The sequence below is a fragment of the Vibrio sp. 1F279 genome (assembly GCF_041439815.1).
Lineage (GTDB): Bacteria > Pseudomonadota > Gammaproteobacteria > Enterobacterales > Vibrionaceae > Vibrio > Vibrio tasmaniensis_A.
In genome coordinates this window covers 222,458-239,390 of record NZ_JBGOOU010000001.1, presented here as the reverse complement: position 1 = coordinate 239,390, position 16,933 = coordinate 222,458, and the positions used below count along the sequence as shown (strand labels likewise).

At 42.9% G+C, this 16,933-nt stretch carries 15 protein-coding genes; 8 read left to right on the top strand and 7 right to left on the bottom strand.

Going from position 1 to position 16,933, the window contains the following annotated elements; translation table 11 throughout:
* Window positions 1-104: 104 nt before the first annotated feature.
* Together ACED60_RS00990 and ACED60_RS00985 are read right to left on the bottom strand one after the other, a co-directional pair.
* Window positions 105-1,913 carry an HD domain-containing phosphohydrolase gene (locus tag ACED60_RS00990; RefSeq protein ID WP_371726698.1) on the bottom strand — a complete coding sequence of 603 codons (1,809 nt, stop codon included), beginning with the start codon at window positions 1,911-1,913 and terminating at the stop codon, window positions 105-107.
* A gap of 60 nt (window positions 1,914-1,973) precedes the next feature.
* The gene (locus tag ACED60_RS00985; protein ID WP_029222777.1) at window positions 1,974-2,468 is read right to left on the bottom strand and encodes a hypothetical protein; all 495 of its coding nucleotides are present in this window, start codon (window positions 2,466-2,468) and stop codon (window positions 1,974-1,976) included.
* A gap of 248 nt (window positions 2,469-2,716) precedes the next feature.
* Between ACED60_RS00985 and ACED60_RS00980 the strand changes: the two genes are divergently transcribed.
* The 4 genes from ACED60_RS00980 (at window position 2,717) to ACED60_RS00965 (ending at window position 8,828) form a co-directional block, all read left to right on the top strand.
* Window positions 2,717-3,193, top strand: coding sequence for a CreA family protein (locus ACED60_RS00980; RefSeq protein WP_009845193.1), 477 nt, complete (start codon window positions 2,717-2,719; stop codon window positions 3,191-3,193).
* Window positions 3,194-3,336: 143 nt separating this feature from the next.
* Complete coding sequence (locus tag ACED60_RS00975) at window positions 3,337-4,641, top strand: inosine/guanosine kinase (protein WP_009845192.1); 1,305 nt, start codon at window positions 3,337-3,339, stop codon at window positions 4,639-4,641.
* A 294-nt stretch (window positions 4,642-4,935) separates the two neighbouring features.
* Entirely contained in the window at window positions 4,936-6,684 is a 1,749-nt protein-coding gene (locus ACED60_RS00970; protein WP_102257716.1) for a formate--tetrahydrofolate ligase, read from the top strand.
* A gap of 239 nt (window positions 6,685-6,923) precedes the next feature.
* The gene (locus tag ACED60_RS00965) at window positions 6,924-8,828 is read left to right on the top strand and encodes a diguanylate cyclase (RefSeq protein WP_371726697.1); all 1,905 of its coding nucleotides are present in this window, start codon (window positions 6,924-6,926) and stop codon (window positions 8,826-8,828) included.
* A gap of 68 nt (window positions 8,829-8,896) precedes the next feature.
* On the opposite strand, the gene ACED60_RS00960 is transcribed toward ACED60_RS00965, so the two are convergent.
* A complete protein-coding gene (locus ACED60_RS00960; protein ID WP_371726696.1) occupies window positions 8,897-9,502 on the bottom strand; it encodes a beta-phosphoglucomutase family hydrolase in 606 nt (201 codons plus the stop codon).
* Window positions 9,503-9,589: 87 nt separating this feature from the next.
* Between ACED60_RS00960 and arfB the strand changes: the two genes are divergently transcribed.
* Window positions 9,590-10,000, top strand: a complete 411-nt coding sequence (gene arfB, locus ACED60_RS00955) for an alternative ribosome rescue aminoacyl-tRNA hydrolase ArfB (RefSeq protein WP_012600691.1) — start codon at window positions 9,590-9,592, stop codon at window positions 9,998-10,000.
* A 176-nt stretch (window positions 10,001-10,176) separates the two neighbouring features.
* Here arfB and ACED60_RS00950 read toward each other — a convergent pair whose 3' ends face one another.
* The gene (locus tag ACED60_RS00950; RefSeq protein ID WP_009845174.1) at window positions 10,177-10,494 is read right to left on the bottom strand and encodes a helix-turn-helix domain-containing protein; all 318 of its coding nucleotides are present in this window, start codon (window positions 10,492-10,494) and stop codon (window positions 10,177-10,179) included.
* 198 nt (window positions 10,495-10,692) lie between these two features.
* On the opposite strand from ACED60_RS00950, the gene ACED60_RS00945 reads away from it, so the two are divergent.
* The gene (locus ACED60_RS00945; RefSeq protein ID WP_102257712.1) at window positions 10,693-11,031 is read left to right on the top strand and encodes a hypothetical protein; all 339 of its coding nucleotides are present in this window, start codon (window positions 10,693-10,695) and stop codon (window positions 11,029-11,031) included.
* An 85-nt stretch (window positions 11,032-11,116) separates the two neighbouring features.
* On the opposite strand, the gene ACED60_RS00940 is transcribed toward ACED60_RS00945, so the two are convergent.
* The 3 genes from ACED60_RS00940 to ACED60_RS00930 form a co-directional block, all read right to left on the bottom strand.
* Window positions 11,117-12,202, bottom strand: a complete 1,086-nt coding sequence (locus ACED60_RS00940) for a trypsin-like serine protease (protein WP_371726695.1) — start codon at window positions 12,200-12,202, stop codon at window positions 11,117-11,119.
* A gap of 298 nt (window positions 12,203-12,500) precedes the next feature.
* Entirely contained in the window at window positions 12,501-13,634 is a 1,134-nt protein-coding gene (gcvT, locus tag ACED60_RS00935; RefSeq protein ID WP_029222778.1) for a glycine cleavage system aminomethyltransferase GcvT, read from the bottom strand.
* Window positions 13,635-14,104: 470 nt separating this feature from the next.
* Window positions 14,105-14,728, bottom strand: coding sequence for a helix-turn-helix domain-containing protein (locus tag ACED60_RS00930; protein ID WP_012600696.1), 624 nt, complete (start codon window positions 14,726-14,728; stop codon window positions 14,105-14,107).
* 441 nt (window positions 14,729-15,169) lie between these two features.
* Here ACED60_RS00930 and ACED60_RS00925 point away from each other — a divergent pair, with 441 nt between their 5' ends.
* A complete protein-coding gene (locus ACED60_RS00925) occupies window positions 15,170-16,462 on the top strand; it encodes a serine hydroxymethyltransferase (protein ID WP_017097964.1) in 1,293 nt (430 codons plus the stop codon).
* Window positions 16,463-16,513: 51 nt separating this feature from the next.
* Window positions 16,514-16,894 carry a glycine cleavage system protein GcvH gene (gene gcvH / locus ACED60_RS00920; RefSeq protein WP_371726694.1) on the top strand — a complete coding sequence of 127 codons (381 nt, stop codon included), beginning with the start codon at window positions 16,514-16,516 and terminating at the stop codon, window positions 16,892-16,894.
* Window positions 16,895-16,933 lie beyond the last annotated feature (39 nt).

The following is a 16,933-nucleotide window of genomic DNA, read 5'->3' as shown; positions in this document are numbered from 1 at the left end:
GAAATATGCAGTGGATCACTTTATGCCTAACCATAAGCAACAGTACTCATTAAATTAATATACTTTGAGCGTCACCAATCACGACTTTATTTGCCAATAAACCGTTAATTCACGGTCAATTCTTCAATAACAATAGGTTTATCCGTTAATTCAATGCGACATTCAGCGGTGATGGTATCTGGATACGAATCACGAATAGCAACAAACTCGGGTAAGTAGCTCAATAATAACTGAGTAAGCTCAGGGTCAAACTGACAGCCGCATTCTCTCTCGAACAAATCGACAACCATCTCTAATGGCCACGGCTCTTTGTAACAACGAGCACTGAGTAGTGCATCAAACACATCCGCGACGGCCGTAATACGGGCAAACAAGTGAATTTCGTCACCCACTTTGCCATTAGGATATCCAGCCCCATCCCAACGTTCATGATGCTCGTTGGCAATGATAGCAGCCAGATTGGTAATATCACCGGCTCCACTCTTCAATAAGTTATAGCCTGCCGTTGTGTGAAGCTTCATCACTTCCCACTCTTGCTCGGTCAATTTACCTGGTTTATCCAAGATTGATTCTGGGACTGAAATTTTACCCACATCATGCATCGGACTAATGATCTCTATCATCTCGACCTCGCGATGGCTCAAGCCACGATACTTAGCAAGCAACGCAGACAACTTGGCGACACGCTTAACGTGATTACCGGTTTCGCCAGAGCGAGTTTCAATCGCCTCTCCGAGAACATGAATCATATCTTTTTGAATATTCAGTGTTTGCTTCTGAAGTTTTAAGATTCGTTTGCTCTTTTTAGCCAGTTCTTTCTTTTGGCGTAGAGTGACAAATTGCATCAAAATAATCAGGCTCAAACCTGCAATGACCATCGACAAACCCAATAGCAACTGAAAGTTTTTACGAATAAAGGATGAAGGCTCATTAATGAATACAGCCTCATCAGGTAGCGCACTCTCACGGATACCGAACTTTTTCATCGCTGGATAATTGAAAACAAAACGTTTGTTATCACCTGGAGTTAAAGGTTCGCTGAAACCAAGAGGTAGGTACTTATCGAGCGCCTTAACCGTCTCTTCACCCATGCTTTGAGAGTGATTCACATAGCCACCAAGTACATCTCCCGAAATATAGAACTGCCACAAAGCAAACACTGGAGCAGCACTTGCTTTAGACAAAGTATCCGAAACCTCTTGATAAGTATGATACACGCCTCGATTTAATTCGGTATTGTAATGACTGAGCAAAACCGCGTCATCAGCGGAGATACCTTCCAAAAACTGACGGGTACGCACTAACGATAGATCGCGTATTTCAACCAATGTGATATGAGGGAACTCAGTCATCACGCGATTCATCTCTTTGCGAATCAACTCAGAAGTGACACTGTAATCATTGATGAAATACAATGTTTTTAGGTTAGGTCTTAATTTCGTAATTAGATCAATATTGACGTCTATCTGATCGTTCTCATAAAGCACGGTTGCTCTATCAGACACCGAATACATGTCGGTACTGAAATCGTTAATACCGGCAGCAACGACAGGTGTGGAGCGATCAATCAAATTAGGCAGAGATTCAAGGAAGTTAGCCGCGTTGTCGTCAGTCGCGATTACACCATCAAACTTATAATCTGCATATTTGGTACGTAAGTAGTTCGCGATAGAATCGTAGTACTCAGGGCTATGGACGCGCTTTGAATCCAAATACTCGATTGAGAGTTTAACTTCGGCTTGAGATTGGCTGAACGCACTGTCTATCCCTTTTTGGAAGTCAGCGGTCCACTGATAAGAAGGTTCGTATGAGTGTAAAACTAGGATGCGTTTGATATCCCAGTCATTAGCAAAACTGAGTGAAGAATAAGCGCTAACACACAATACAGCGATTGAGAACAATAGCTTGTACATACAATACCCTTTAAATAAGACGGGGTATTTTACTTAGATTAACGCTTTCTCAAACAACCTTTAGTTCTCGACCCACACTTTATCGCGAGAAGCATGATCTTGTGCCCAAAAATCAAGGATCTGCTTAGCAAAAGCGTTGATACTTTGACCACTTCCAACCACAACGTCTGAGATTAGCAGAGAATCCTCCGCTTCTGTAACGATAGCGCTCGCTGCTACATCACCATTTTGAGTCCCTATGTATAAGACATGTTCGTCAGATAACATAATCTGACTCAAAAACTCTAACATGTACGCCCTTTCGGTTTCATCTTGGTAAGCGCTGGCTTGGTTAAGTGAAAAAAGTACGGTCAGTTTATGGAAGTCGACTTTATGCAGTTCATCAATTTGGGAAGGTGTTTGATCTTGGGTGAGGAGTTGGTATGTCTTGGACGGGAGTTTGCTTTGATAAAGTTCTCGGCCTAGCAGGCTCTCTTTTGCGGGGTAGGCAATATCGAGTTGACTAAACAGCCATTGGTTTTTCTTCTGTACAATTTCAGGTATTTCGTTATTCATTCTTTTAGTACCTACGGTTAGTATCCCCAAATGTCACAGCTATTTGGAAGACATATATTCGACTGAGGTGCCGAGCTACAAGCACAGAGCATACAGAGCATGACCAAGGCCAACAAGTACTTTAAATGCTTCATATTTTCCATTATCCAACAACATCCTTTAAGAACTTAACGAAAAGCTCTACACTCGTATTCAAGCTTTCAATATCCTTATAGTAAACAGAACTCTATAAATAAAAAGGACTTCTTATGAAAAAAGCCTTAATAGCAGCGGGTATCATCACAATGTTGGCTGGCTGTTCGGACAACGAGGTTGGCGACGTCTCTCTTGGATTCTTCACAATGAAGGATATCAAAATGTCTTCTTTAGATGATGATAAAATCGCAGGTGTGACTTGTCATATCGCTTCAATCGAAGCAAACCTTAGCCTTTCCGATCCAAGCGATAGCTCTATCTCTTGTCGTCAAACCGGTGAAATTACATCAGAAATGATTGCTAAAATAGACAAAAGCAAATCTGGTGAAGTGGTATTCAAACAATCAAAAAGTATCTTCTTTAAAACAATGAAGGTTCGTCGTATCTACGATGCAGAGAATCAATCACTGCTTTACTTATCATACACCACCAAAGAAACAGAAGGCAGTTTCAAGCATAGCCTTTCAACCGTTCCCCTATGGGGTACTGAGGCTTACGTTGATCCAGCAACACTCGTCCCAGCGGAATAGGCTCACGTAAATGCCCTCAAGCGAAAAGTAAAACGAGTCACCTGTACAGACATCGTACAGGTGATTCTAAATGTAATAAAAATGAAAGAATCAGAAACAAAATGTGATATCATGCGGCAAAATTTTTTCACTGTATTTTTCATATGAAGTTTCCTGGACAGCGTAAATCTAAACACTACTTTCCAACTCACGCACGTGATCCGTTGGTCAACCAAATGCAACAAACGCCTAAGCTTCACCGCGCAACAATTGTCGGTGTTGGTCAAACGATTGTTGATATCGAAGCCCGTGTTGATAACGCGTTCCTTGAAAAATATGAGCTGAGTAAAGGTCACTCACTGGTATTGGAAGAGAGTAAAGCAGATGCGCTGTACGAAGAGTTAGTTGAGCGCGGTTTGATCACGCATCAATACCCTGGCGATACTATCGGCAACACACTGCACAACTATTCCGTACTTGCAGACAGTAAATCTGTATTGCTCGGCGTTATGTCTAAGAAGATTGAAGTTGGCTCATTTGGTTATCGTTACCTTTGCCGCACTTCTTCTCGTATGAATCTAAATCACCTTCAAACGGTTGATGGTCCTATTGGTCGTTGTTACACGCTTATTTCTGAAGATGGTGAACGTACGTTTGCAATCAACGAAGGCCACATGAACCAACTGCTTCCTGAAAGCGTTCCTGAAAAAGTATTCGAGAAAGCATCAGCATTGGTTGTGTCGTCATACCTAATGCGCGGCAAACCTGAAGATCCTATGCCAAAAGCGGTACAAAAAGCGATTGAATACGCGAAAGCGCACAATGTGCCAGTTGTACTAACACTTGGTACAAAGTACGTGATCGAAGGTAATGCGGAATGGTGGCAAGAATATCTGAAAGAAAACGTAACCATCGTCGCGATGAACGAAGACGAAGGTGAAGCGTTAACGGGTGAAAAAGATCCGCTTCTAGCTGCTAACAAAGCACTTGAGTGGGTTGACCTAGTTCTCTGTACTGCAGGCCCTATCGGTTTATACATGGCTGGCTACACTGACGAGCCTGCGAAACGCGAAACCACTCTGCCATTGTTACCGGGTAACATCCCTGAGTTCAATAAATTCGAGTTCAGCCGTGCTATGCGTAAGCAAGACTGTCAAGATCCGGTAAAAGTATACTCTCACATTGGCCCTTATCTTGGTGGCCCGCGTGAGATTAAAAACACCAATGGTGCTGGTGATGGTGCACTTTCTGCACTTTTACACGACATGGCAGCAAACAGCTACCACCACGTAAATGTTCCAAACTCAGAAAAGCACGAGCACTCGTGTCTAACGTATTCTTCTCTGTCTCAAATTTGTAAGTACGCAAACCGTGTAAGCTATGAAGTGTTGACTCAGCACTCTCCTCGCCTTTCTCGTGCACTACCGGAACGCGAAGATAGCTTAGAAGAAACATACTGGGATCGTTAATCGACCACATTAAGTAGTTAACTCTTAGAGGTTAACGCCAAGCTAGATTACCCATTCCTTGAAGGGCTGCTATATGCAGCCCTTTTTGTATTCAACACCAATATAGCCGCAACTGAAGGTAATCAGATCGAATATTTTGCTCGTTTAAGATTTAATCTCGCGCAATGACTCTTTAGATCTGTTATCTTCCAGCACATAATTGATGTGGTTTGCCTTTACTTGGCAAATTTATACAGTACTATCGCCACGCAAACGTTTACGTACCACCTTTCGGTTCTGATATAAGGATCAAATATGCTGTCTGATATTGATATTTGTCGCTCTACTCCCCTTAAAAACATCAGTGAGGTTGCCAAGCAAGCTGGCCTGCACCACAACGAACATCAGCCATTAGGGCAATACAAATCTAAAGTGTCTCTCACATCACTTGAACGCCTCGCTAGCCAACAAGATGGTAAATTAGTCGTGGTTACGGCCATCACACCGACGCCTCTTGGTGAGGGCAAAACCGTCACCACTATCGGATTAGCGCAAGGCCTAGCAAAGATTAACCAATCCGCTATAGCCTGCATTCGCCAACCTTCAATGGGCCCGGTATTTGGTGTAAAAGGTGGTGCAGCTGGCGGTGGCTATTCACAAGTTGCCCCAATGGAGCAATTGAACCTTCACCTGACTGGCGACATTCATGCCGTAACAGTCGCTCATAACCTCGCCTCTGCCGCTATTGACGCTCGTTTGTATCATGAGCAACGTGAAGGGTTAGAAGCCTTTGAGGCTCGCTCAGGCTTAAAAGCTCTGGATATCGACCCACGCAGAATAGTATGGCGACGTGTACTTGACCACAATGACCGCGCACTGCGTATGATCACGGTTGGCAAGAACGAAGCAGGCAAAACAATTAATGGCTTTGAGCGCGAGGACGGCTTTGACATCTCAGCCGCTTCAGAGCTGATGGCTATTCTTGCTCTAACTGATGACCTTCAAGATTTAAGAAAGCGCATCGGGCGAGTGGTACTCGCATACAACAACCAAGGCTTGCCATTAACCGCAGATGACTTCAACGTAGCAGGTGCTATGACCGTCACAATGAAAGACTCCATAGAGCCAACATTGATGCAAACCCTTGAAGGGATTCCTACCCTAATTCACGCAGGGCCTTTCGCTAACATCGCACACGGTAACTCTTCTATTATTGCCGATAAGATTGCGTTAAAGCTGAGTGATTTTGTTGTGACTGAAGGCGGTTTCGGCTCAGATATGGGCTTTGAGAAAGCGTGCAACATCAAAGTGAAAGCATCGAACAAAAAGCCAGATTGTGCTGTTATTGTCGCAACATTACGAGGTCTAAAAGCCAACTCAGGTTTATACGATTTGAGACCGGGAACTCCGCTACCAGATTCAATCTTTAATGATGACCAAGACGCGCTCATTGCAGGGCTTGAGAACCTTAAATGGCACATCAACAACGTTAAGCAATACCAAGTGCCTACAGTTGTTGCGATCAATCGATTTCCACAAGACTCAGCTCAAGAGCTCGATGCTTTGAAACAGATGATCACCGACTTCGACCCAAGCGTTAGTGTTGAAGTAAGCGAAGCATTTGGTCAGGGTGGCGAAGGGGCGACTAAATTGGCTCACGCCGTAGTAAAAGCTTGCCAAAAACAGAGTGAATTTAAGCCTTTGTATCACTCAAAGCAAAGCCTAGAAGAAAAACTGATGGCCGTCGCTGAAGTTGGCTATGGCGCAGCAAGTATCTCGCTATCTCCACTGGCTAAAAAACAACTGGCCGAATTCAAACTGCATGGCTACAACGACCTATCGGTTTGTTTAGCAAAAACACCATTATCGATCTCGACAGAAGCACACGTAAAAGGTGCACCATCTCAGTTTGACGTACCCGTTAGGGAGCTAAAACTGTGTGCTGGTGCTGGCTTTATTTACGCGCTGTGCGGCAATGTAATGACCATGCCAGGCCTACCTGATAAGCCGGCTTTTATGTCGTTGGACATTGATAGCAAAGGAAACATCGTTGGCTTAAGTTAATTACGACAAGACATAGGCTAAAAATTAGCTTTATCTAAAATAGCCTGTCCGTACTATGCTCCCCATAATATTTACGGACAGGTCTCCTTCCTGATACCTAATTGCTCAATTAACACCCCAAATGCAATAAATTTCATTGAAACCAAAATAATATGCACATCTGATTATAAGTTTTGGGTCAAGATCACATTAATAGACCTACAAAATATATAGTATTGCGCTGATTTTCGAGGACAGTGATGAATACGAGTATAAAAAAACTAATCAGCCAATTTCTATGTACCCTGTTTGTCCTAGGATTAGTCCCTGCTCTCTATATAAACTCTGAATTTGAACGGGTTGAAGCCCAGTATGCGCTAAACATCAAACAATCTAATCAAAACCAAATCGAATACAGCTTCCATCAACTCGCTATTATTGTTGAGCAAATATCAAACGCGGTTCCCTCTATTGCCGACTCACAGACCCTACTTCGTTCCATTTCCGAGCCTTCAGTTACTAACAAACAAGCACTGCAGGATCTGTGGGTTGTATTGGCACACGGGCAACAATACTACTCTCAACTGCGTTTCCTAGATCTAGACGCTAATGAAGTATTCCGCGTCAACTATAAAGATGGCCACGCAACTGTCACTCCAGACCACGAGTTACAAAACAAATCCTCTCGTGATTACTACAAAAAGCTACAAGAATTAGAGATTGGAGAAGTTAAAGCTACAGGCATTGATCTAGAAGTTGAAAATGGAGAGTTAGTTCGCCCCTTTTCGCCGACACTTCGCATTATGACGCCTGTCACTGTAGGGGAGCACATTATTGGCTATTTCATTGCTAACCTAAATATGCGCGAGATCTATGATCGCTTACATTACCAGATAGGTACATCAGCGACAGTTCCGGTCATCCTTAATAATACTGGTCATGTCATCATGGGGCCCGACCCTGAGGATTCATTTGGGCATGTGATTGAATCACGTTCAGACAAGACGTATGCAAAACTCTCCCCAGGCCTGTGGCAGAATATTCAAAGCGGCACCTCATCCAGCTATTTTGATGGTAAAAACTGGTATTTTCACTCTGACATCAGCCCTAAGATTAAGCAGTTTGAAGGACCCATCTATATGGTTCTTCATATTGAAGAACATCAATTTAACACTCAGTTTCAACAAGAAAATCACGCCATAGTCGTTCAGATAATCATACTCTCGATATTGATTTCAATGATTTCTGCAGGTTTCGTACTGTGGAACAAAAATCATAAGAAGAACAGTATCGAAAGCCAACTCGCCAAAGCAGCAATGAACGGTATGTCTGCCCTATTAATCACAGACAAAAATAACCGAATCATACAAGTAAACCAAGAGTTCACCCGTGTCAGTGGCTACGAGTTAGAAGATGTAAAAGGTAAACAGCCTTCATTGTTTAACGCTGGCCGCTATAATGAAGAGTTCTACATTAAAATGTGGAGCGTCATTAAAGAGACAGGGATGTGGGAAGGCGAAGTGGTGAACCGACGAAAGGATGGCACCTTCATCACGGAAATTCTTCGAATACAAACCATCAAAGACTCAAAAGATGTGATTCAATTTTATGTTGCATCATTTGTTGATATCAGCAAACGCAAAGAGCTCGAGAATAAATTGAGAAACCTTAGCGAAAAAGATGCACTATCTGGCTGTTGGAATAGACGAAAGTTCGACCTGGAGCTTCGTGACGAGTGTTCTCGCGTTAGTCGCTACCCTAATCGCGAGCAATCTTGCTTAGCCATATTGGATATTGACCATTTCAAACGCATTAACGATAGGTTTGGACATGATTATGGCGATAAAGCCATACAAACAGTAGCACAGGTACTGCAACGTGAGTGTCGAGATACCGATTTCGTGGCTCGTATTGGTGGAGAAGAGTTTGGGGTTATCTTGCCTCACACGACACCACAAGAAGCCGACTATGTGCTTAATAGGCTGAGAATCGCGATCAGTATCGAGTTCGACAACGTCGTTACAATAAGTGGCGGAATAACCAACCTAACAGGTGAACCTGCACTCAATTATAAGTGCGCCGATTTAGCACTGTACGAAGCAAAAGCAGTAGGTAGAAACAGTGTATGTTTGTTCCTTGATAGCGAAATGAGCGAAATTGCATAGCAGAAGCCTGAGTCGCACCACCGCCCCGCTAACTTATTCATTTCACTCTAGAGTCGTTCACTCAACAATCAACTTGGTGCGGGGTAGAACTCCAGCGTATTCCCATCGACTACCAGAATGCAATCCATATTCGCAGCATGGGCTGCCTGCTTACCAAGGTGAGTATCTTCAAACACAACACACTGCTTTGGCTGTAAACCCATACCAAAACAAGCAGCTAAGAAAGTATCAGGGTTTGGTTTATGATTCTTCACATCTGTCGCTGTCACTAAGATATCCAACTTACTCAAGATATCCGTTTTATCTAACAGTTGTTCTGCGCTCTTGCGTTGACTGCCCGTTCCAACCGCAATCTTCTTGTCACCGAGATGGTCTATCAAAAGAGAATACGTACAAGGGATAATATCTCCTTTGTCTTCAATAGCTGCAAACGAAGCCATTTTAAACGTAGACACCGCTTGTGGGTCGAGCGATAAACCGTACTTACTATTTACCTCACCCGCGATCTTATAACTCGGCATTCCACCTAAGCTATGCAGCCAAGACGCTTCGAAATAAAAGCCGAACTCTTCCGCCGTGTGTTGCCATGCTTTCACATGTGCTGGCATTGTATCGATCAACGTACCGTCCATATCAAAGATTAATCCTTCATACGCCGTTAAATCAATTTTCATCACTACTACCACTCTTTAAGAAAGTTACTGATACCATACCCAATATTCAGTATCATGACCCCATATTACTGTTCAAAATGGATGTTTATGTTACAAATATCTAACTCTGTTTCAATTCAAGACTGGGAACTCCAGCTAACCGCGATCAGAGCTCAAGGAGCCGGAGGTCAAAACGTCAATAAAGTATCGAGTGCGATACATTTACGTTTTGACATAAAGCACTCAACCCTACCCGATTTCTATAAAGAAAAACTCCTGGCACATAAAGATGGTCGTATCACTAAAGATGGTGTGATTATCATTAAAGCTCAACAGTACAGAACTCAGGAGCAAAACCGAGACGATGCTTTGGTACGTTTGAAAGAGCTGATCTTAGAAGCAACAAAAGTTCAAAAAGTGAGACGAGCAACCAAGCCAACACGCGGCTCTCAAAAAAGACGTTTAGAAAGTAAAAAGCAAAGAAGCACCACCAAACAACTTCGCGGAAGAGTAGACTAATGGTTTCATGTCCGTAGTGAGCACCTCACCATGAAACAATCATTTTAGCTCTAACTAGCTGGACAAAAGACGATACCTGACATTATTTATTCGTAGACAATTTATTCGAAGACTGGTTGTTTGAGGCTACGTATTTAAAACACTATTGATTAGAAAATATCTATTGGAACAAAACGCTACTTCTGTTTTTTGACCGACAAAATCAGTTTAATCAATAGCATTCGCTCTTCACTGGTTAACAAACGACTAGCAGCAGCTACATCTTCCGCTGCTGCTTCAGACGCTCCTACAACGTCGAGTACGACATCCAAGTCCGTCACTTTCAAAGTTCTCGTGATCGAACGATACTGAGACATTTTGATATCAGCCTCTCCGCGCTCAATTCGTTGATAGGTTTTCAAGCTCATTCCTGCGCTAGCCGCTAATTTTTCTTGAGACCAATTGCCTAGCTTCCTACGCTCAATCAGCGCAATTACTATAGGTTCTTGTGACATAAGCACCTCCAGAATAGACAGTTATGACCTAATTTCAGCAAGAAGCAGACCATATTGACTTAGAACAGTTTACATAAGCGATTAAAGGCATATTATTCGGCCGATAAAAACGTTACGTTTCATGGACTTTCACACTTACAACGGCGTTAACGCGCGGGTAGATAAGTTTGAATTATCAGAGCTAGGAAATAAGAAAAATTGCAAATTGCGAATAATGATAGCGTGAAATTGGAAATTGCGAATCTCTATAAATTGGCATTTCCTTGCATACAACAGGCTTTAGAATCAGAAGATACCCGTAATGAAATTATTGCGGTACAGCAGAGATTACTGACTTACAAAGAAGTGCTGTTACACGGAAATATGCTAGAAGATAAAGAATTAAAACAGGCTTTTTCTGCATTGAACCAAAGCGAGAAAGGTGTTGTACAAGGTGGTATTCAAAATATCAACGATGCAATAAAGCAAATGGATGAAATTATCGAAAGGTATAGCAGGAAGGCGAAAATCAATAAGCAGGCTTATCAGCAAGTTTGAATCGATAGTACACCGAAATAACTAAGTCGACGCTGTCGCTTGTTAAAGCGTCGACTTACTCAAAAACAGGGTGTTTAACGTAAAGCTATTTTCTAAAGCGATTAAACGCTCTAAAGCCAGAAAACAACATCAACATACCTAGCAAGCCAAATGATACACTCCCACCACTGCTACCAGAGCTTGTAACGGGCTTCTTCTTCAAGCCGGAGTACGCAGATCTCTTAGCGTGTGTTGAAACAAATTTAGCAGTTTCTGTACCCGCGATCACGCTATCGATCCAATCTTTATAATCGTAGATTTCAGTAAATACGGACGTTACGATAGAACTACCACCACAGGTTGCAGGACCAAAGCTAGTAATACCGACTTGTCGATAATCAGAACCATCTTTCCAGTAAACTGGACCACCAGAGTCTCCTTGGCAGGTACTGCCATATAAACTAGTGAAAATGTTGAAATCACCTGTGAAACAAATTTGTTTACCAGTTAGAGGAGGATTTGGGTTGTCCTTACCTGTAAATGCGTTCTTGCACGTTGTGTTATCTACGTAAGCCAGAGTTACTTTCTGTAATAAGGTGGTTCCGTCAAAGCCTGTACGTGTATTACCATGACCAACGGCCACAAAATCACTCGCCGCATTACGATAAGTTTCATTTGATGGACGCTTCACAACATCGTTGATCGAATCAACATTGAGTGCACTTTCTAGCTTGAGAATAGCAACATCATTGCGCAAAAAGTCGCTGATTTCATCCGAGTAATCACTAGGGTAATAGACCTCAGAAACGCGCGCTTTCTGGATATTACCCTTAGGGAATTGAGAGGTATCTTCTATCTGAGGAACAACGACAGTAAACAACTGTCCTTCCTCATCACCATAAATACAGTGCGCAGCAGTCAAAACATGGCTTGGGTCAAGAATCGTTGCACCACAATATGAGCCCGTTGAGTAAACCCCATCGTAATCAATACGATCGATAAACAAGCTCGCCATTGATGGGAAATTGGTGACTGAAGCGTTGCTACCGTTAACGATATAAGGTGAAACACCGACATTAGGATCACTTTCGACCGAGTTTTCCGTCGCCATAACACTTGATGTGTAAATCAATGGAGCTAACAGCCCTAAAACGGCTTTACGAACCGGACTCATTGTATGGTTAACATTCATAGATAACTCCTTGTAACCCTTACTACTTATTTACAAAAATGATGAATCGTCACCATAACACGTTACGACTAATATTATAGTAAGCAATTTTAATGATATAGCCATATGTCTCGTTTTAAAAAAACGAACTTTCAGGTCGCCGCGCTTGTAGCGATATAGAAAGTTATACGCTCTTAAAATTAGATACGTTCATAAAAAGGGAGATGGGCTTAAAACCAAAAAGCCTACCGTTGAACTTCTCTACACAGAGAAGCAAACAGTAGGCTTTGTTTAGCTCAATAGTTTCTCTTAAAATAGATTAGCCACGGTAGTAACGTTGAGGTACGAATGGCATTTTTTCTACTGTCATAGGTAATTTCTTACCACGAACTTCAGCGAATACTTCAGTGCCAATTACCGCTAAGTCAGTACGAACATAAGCCATAGAAACAGGCTTGCCTGCGTTAGGGCCAGCAGTACCGCTTGTTACAACGCCAATCTTGTTGTCTTCAGCATCGAACAATTCAGCACCTTCACGTACTGGTGCTTTAGTTTGACCAACAAGACCAACACGCTTACGTTGAACATCTTTCGTTGCGATTTGCTCAAGAATGATATCAGCGCCAGGGAAGCCGCCTGCACGTTCACCGTCTGTACGACGTACTTTTTGAATACCCCATAGAAGGCTAGCTTCTACTGGCGTTGTCGTTGTGTCTAGATCATGACCATATAGACATAGACCACACTCAAGACGAAGTGAGTCACGAGCACCAAGGCCAATCCACTCAACTTCCGCTTCTGAAGTTAGCTTGCGTGCCAATGCTTCAGCGTGATCGTTAGGAACAGAGATCTCGTAGCCATCTTCCCCCGTGTAACCACTGCGGCTCACGATGCATTCAACGCCATCGATATCGACTTTTTGAACGTCCATGAACAACATGTCTGCAACGCTAGGTTGGAAACGAGCAAGAACTTCAGACGCTTTAGGGCCTTGAAGGGCTAATAGAGCGCGGTCATCAATCACTTCCATTTCGACGTCAGCTGGAAGGTGCGCCGTTAGATGGTCGATATCTTGTGTCTTACAAGCTGCATTCACAACAACGAATAGGTGGTCGCCTAAATTAGCAACCATCAGGTCATCCATAATGCCGCCCTGCTCGTTAGTAAAGAACGCATAGCGCTGCTTACCAGAAGGAAGGTCAATAATATCTACAGGAACCAAAGATTCTAAGACAGCAGCTGCGTTTGCACCATGTAGACGAAGTTGCCCCATGTGAGAAACATCAAAAAGACCAGCTGCATCACGAGTATGTAAATGCTCTTTCTTTACACCAAGTGGGTACTGGACTGGCATATCGTAGCCAGCGAAAGGAACCATCTTTGCACCCTCTTCAACGTGAAGCGCATGCAGTGGTGTTGTTAGTAGGTCTTGATTAGCGTGTTCTTGAGTCATTTTATTCTCCATGAAGCGTTGCAGGCTGTCCAAAATCGAGTCTGCCGCTTATATCTCTATTTAGAGTCGCCTCTAACGATACTGGTTAACGTTAGAAACAGTAGATAGTAAAAAGTGATGTCCTTTATATAGGCTTATATCGTTGGCTCTATAAATTATGAATAACTGTACAAAACCCATACAACTCACTTTCTAAGAATTCACTTCAGTAAACTTCAATCAGCATGAGTAAACCATGTTCACTATAATAAACAAGCCTGCGTCAGTTTTACACCCTTAACAATAGTCAAACAGCTCAAAATGTGACATTTAACAATTTAAAAACAATTGTTCGGTACATACAAAAACGCGATATTGATGATTTTCGCATCAATATCGCGTCTATTAGCTAACGTTCAAAACAAAAGCAAACGTTTGCATCCACTATAAGAAATTCAAAACTTGTTAGCTTATTTTGCAGTGACCTACAGTTATTTTGCAGTCACCCACAGAATGAGCGCATCTTCAGCACTAGTTGAAATCAGCATATGACCCATATTCGCATCGTAATACATGCTATCGCCTTCACTCATTGGCACGGGTTCGTAGAATTCTGAGTAGAACATCACATCACCCGAGATGATCATTAAGAACTCTTCACCATCGTGGCGCACCCAATCGTTATACTCTTCAAAAGTACGAGCTCTCACCCGACTCTTAAACGGCATCATCTTCTTATTAGAGAGCTCTGTGGCAAGCAATTCGTGTTCATAAGTGGGTGTTGGGTGTGGTTTACCTTGGCCTACTTTGGTTAAATCACGACGTCCTGTAGCGACTTTTTTTCTTGGTGGCTCAAAGAGTTGCGGCATATCTATCTGCAACCCCATAGCCAATTTCTGCATCGCTTGAAAGGTCGGAGAGATCTGTTCGTTCTCTATTTTACTGAGCGTAGAACGCGCCAAGCCTGTTCTTTGGCTTGCCTCTTCTAGCGTGATCCCTAGCTTACCGCGAATGTCTTTAATGCGCTGGCCGAGCCTAAGTGGTTCAATATTCTGGTCTAACGTTTCCTTCGCCAACGTTAGAGATGGGTACTCATCATAAATGTCTTCTGACATAGGTCCCTCACTAATTTTTTACTTCCTGTCTATTAATTTCATTGTTGCATAAAGCGCTTTGTTGATTAAAGAGCACACAGAGAAATAAAGCGTGCTCCCCGTAGCAAAACAAGAAAATCTGTTTCCTATTGGAAATTTTTGTTGAAAATTGATTTTAACGGAGCTATGTTATCGACTTGTTAGATGAAGAGATGCTACTTCGGCTTGCCGCAAATGATAGATTTAACATTTGTGAGAGCTGTTTTTTTACCCGATTTTTTGGGAACCAATTCGTGCTGCATTGACCCTACAACGATCGCTTAGATGCTGTAAGAGTATATTTAATACGCAATCAACGTATGTCTGTACCTATATAGCGCAAACGATACCGATGCAGAAATCAACGTAAGACCTAATGGACTATAAAAACAATCACCATTAGCTTAATGAAAGGTCTCGACAATGAACGCTTACCAAAACCACAGCTTAGACAGTTTTTTCTCTACGAACCTATCAGGTACTGACGACGCCGTATTTGCTGGAATCCAAGCAGAGAACACTCGTCAAAACGAACAAATCGAACTTATTGCTTCTGAGAACATCGTTTCTAAAGCAGTAATGCAAGCTCAAGGCACTTGCCTAACCAACAAATACGCAGAAGGCTACCCAGGCCGTCGCTACTACGGTGGTTGTGAGCACGTAGATACCGTTGAAGCTATCGCAATTGAACGTGCTAAACAGCTGTTCAAATGTGAATACGTAAACGTGCAGCCTCACTCTGGCGCTCAAGCAAACGGTGCAGTAAAACTTGCCCTACTTCAACCTGGCGACACAATCCTTGGTATGTCTTTAGATGCTGGTGGTCACCTCACACACGGTGCACGTCCTGCAATGTCTGGTAAGTGGTTCAACGCAGTTCAATATGGCGTAGACCGCGACACACTTGAAATCGATTACGAAGCAGTTCGCGCATTAGCTGTCGAAAGCCAACCTAAAATGATTATTGCAGGTGGTAGTGCTATCCCACGCGTTATTGATTTCGCTAAGTTCCGCGAAATTGCTGACGAAGTTGGCGCTATCCTAATGGTCGATATGGCACACATCGCGGGTCTTATCGCGACAGGTGCTCACCCTAGCCCACTACCACACGCACACGTTGTTACCACAACAACGCACAAAACACTTCGTGGCCCACGCGGCGGCATGATTCTTACGAACCACGAAGACATCAACAAAAAGATCAACTCTGCAGTGTTCCCTGGCCTTCAAGGCGGCCCACTAATGCACGTTATCGCGGCTAAAGCAGTGGCGTTTGGCGAAGCACTTGGCCCTGAATTTAATACTTATATTGATTCAGTGATCGACAACGCAAAAGTTCTTGCTGAAGTGTTGCAAACTCGCGGTTGTGACATTGTGACTGGCGGTACAGACACACATCTAATGTTGGTTGACCTTCGCCCTAAAGGCTTGAAAGGTAACGTAACTGAAGAAGCATTAGAGCGTGCAGGGATCACATGTAACAAAAATGGCATACCATTCGATACAGAGAAGCCTATGATTACTTCTGGTATCCGTTTAGGCACGCCAGCTGGAACCAGTCGTGGTTTTGGCACTGAAGAATTCAAACTTATCGGTGAATGGATCGGCGATGTACTTGATGGCTTAGTTGAAAGCCCTGAAGGCAATGCTGAAGTTGAGCAACGTGTTCGCAAGCAAGTTAAAGAGCTTTGCAAGCGCTTCCCTCTTTACCGTTAAACCAATTTTAAGATTTAAATTAAAACCTCATAAATTTTTGGAGAATAAGCAATGGACAATACACTAAAGTTTGCAGACAGCCACGAGTGGGTAAAAGACAACGGTGACGGTACTGTAACTATTGGTATTTCTGAGCACGCTCAAGAGCTACTAGGTGACGTTGTGTTTGTTGACCTGCCAGACACTGAAGACGAAATTGAAGCTGGCGAAAGCTTCTCTCTGGTTGAATCAGTAAAAGCAGCTTCTGATATCTACGCACCAATCTCTGGCGAAATTGTAGAAATCAACGAAGAATTAGAAGATAGCCCAGAGCTAATCAACGAAGAACCTTATGAAGGTGGTTGGATTGTTAAAGTGAAGATGTCTGATGCGTCTGAACTAAACAACCTTAAAGGTGCGGAAGAATACCTAAGCTCTGTAGAAGAAGACTAATAGGTAACCTCATTACGATAAAGCTGCTCTTTGGAGCAG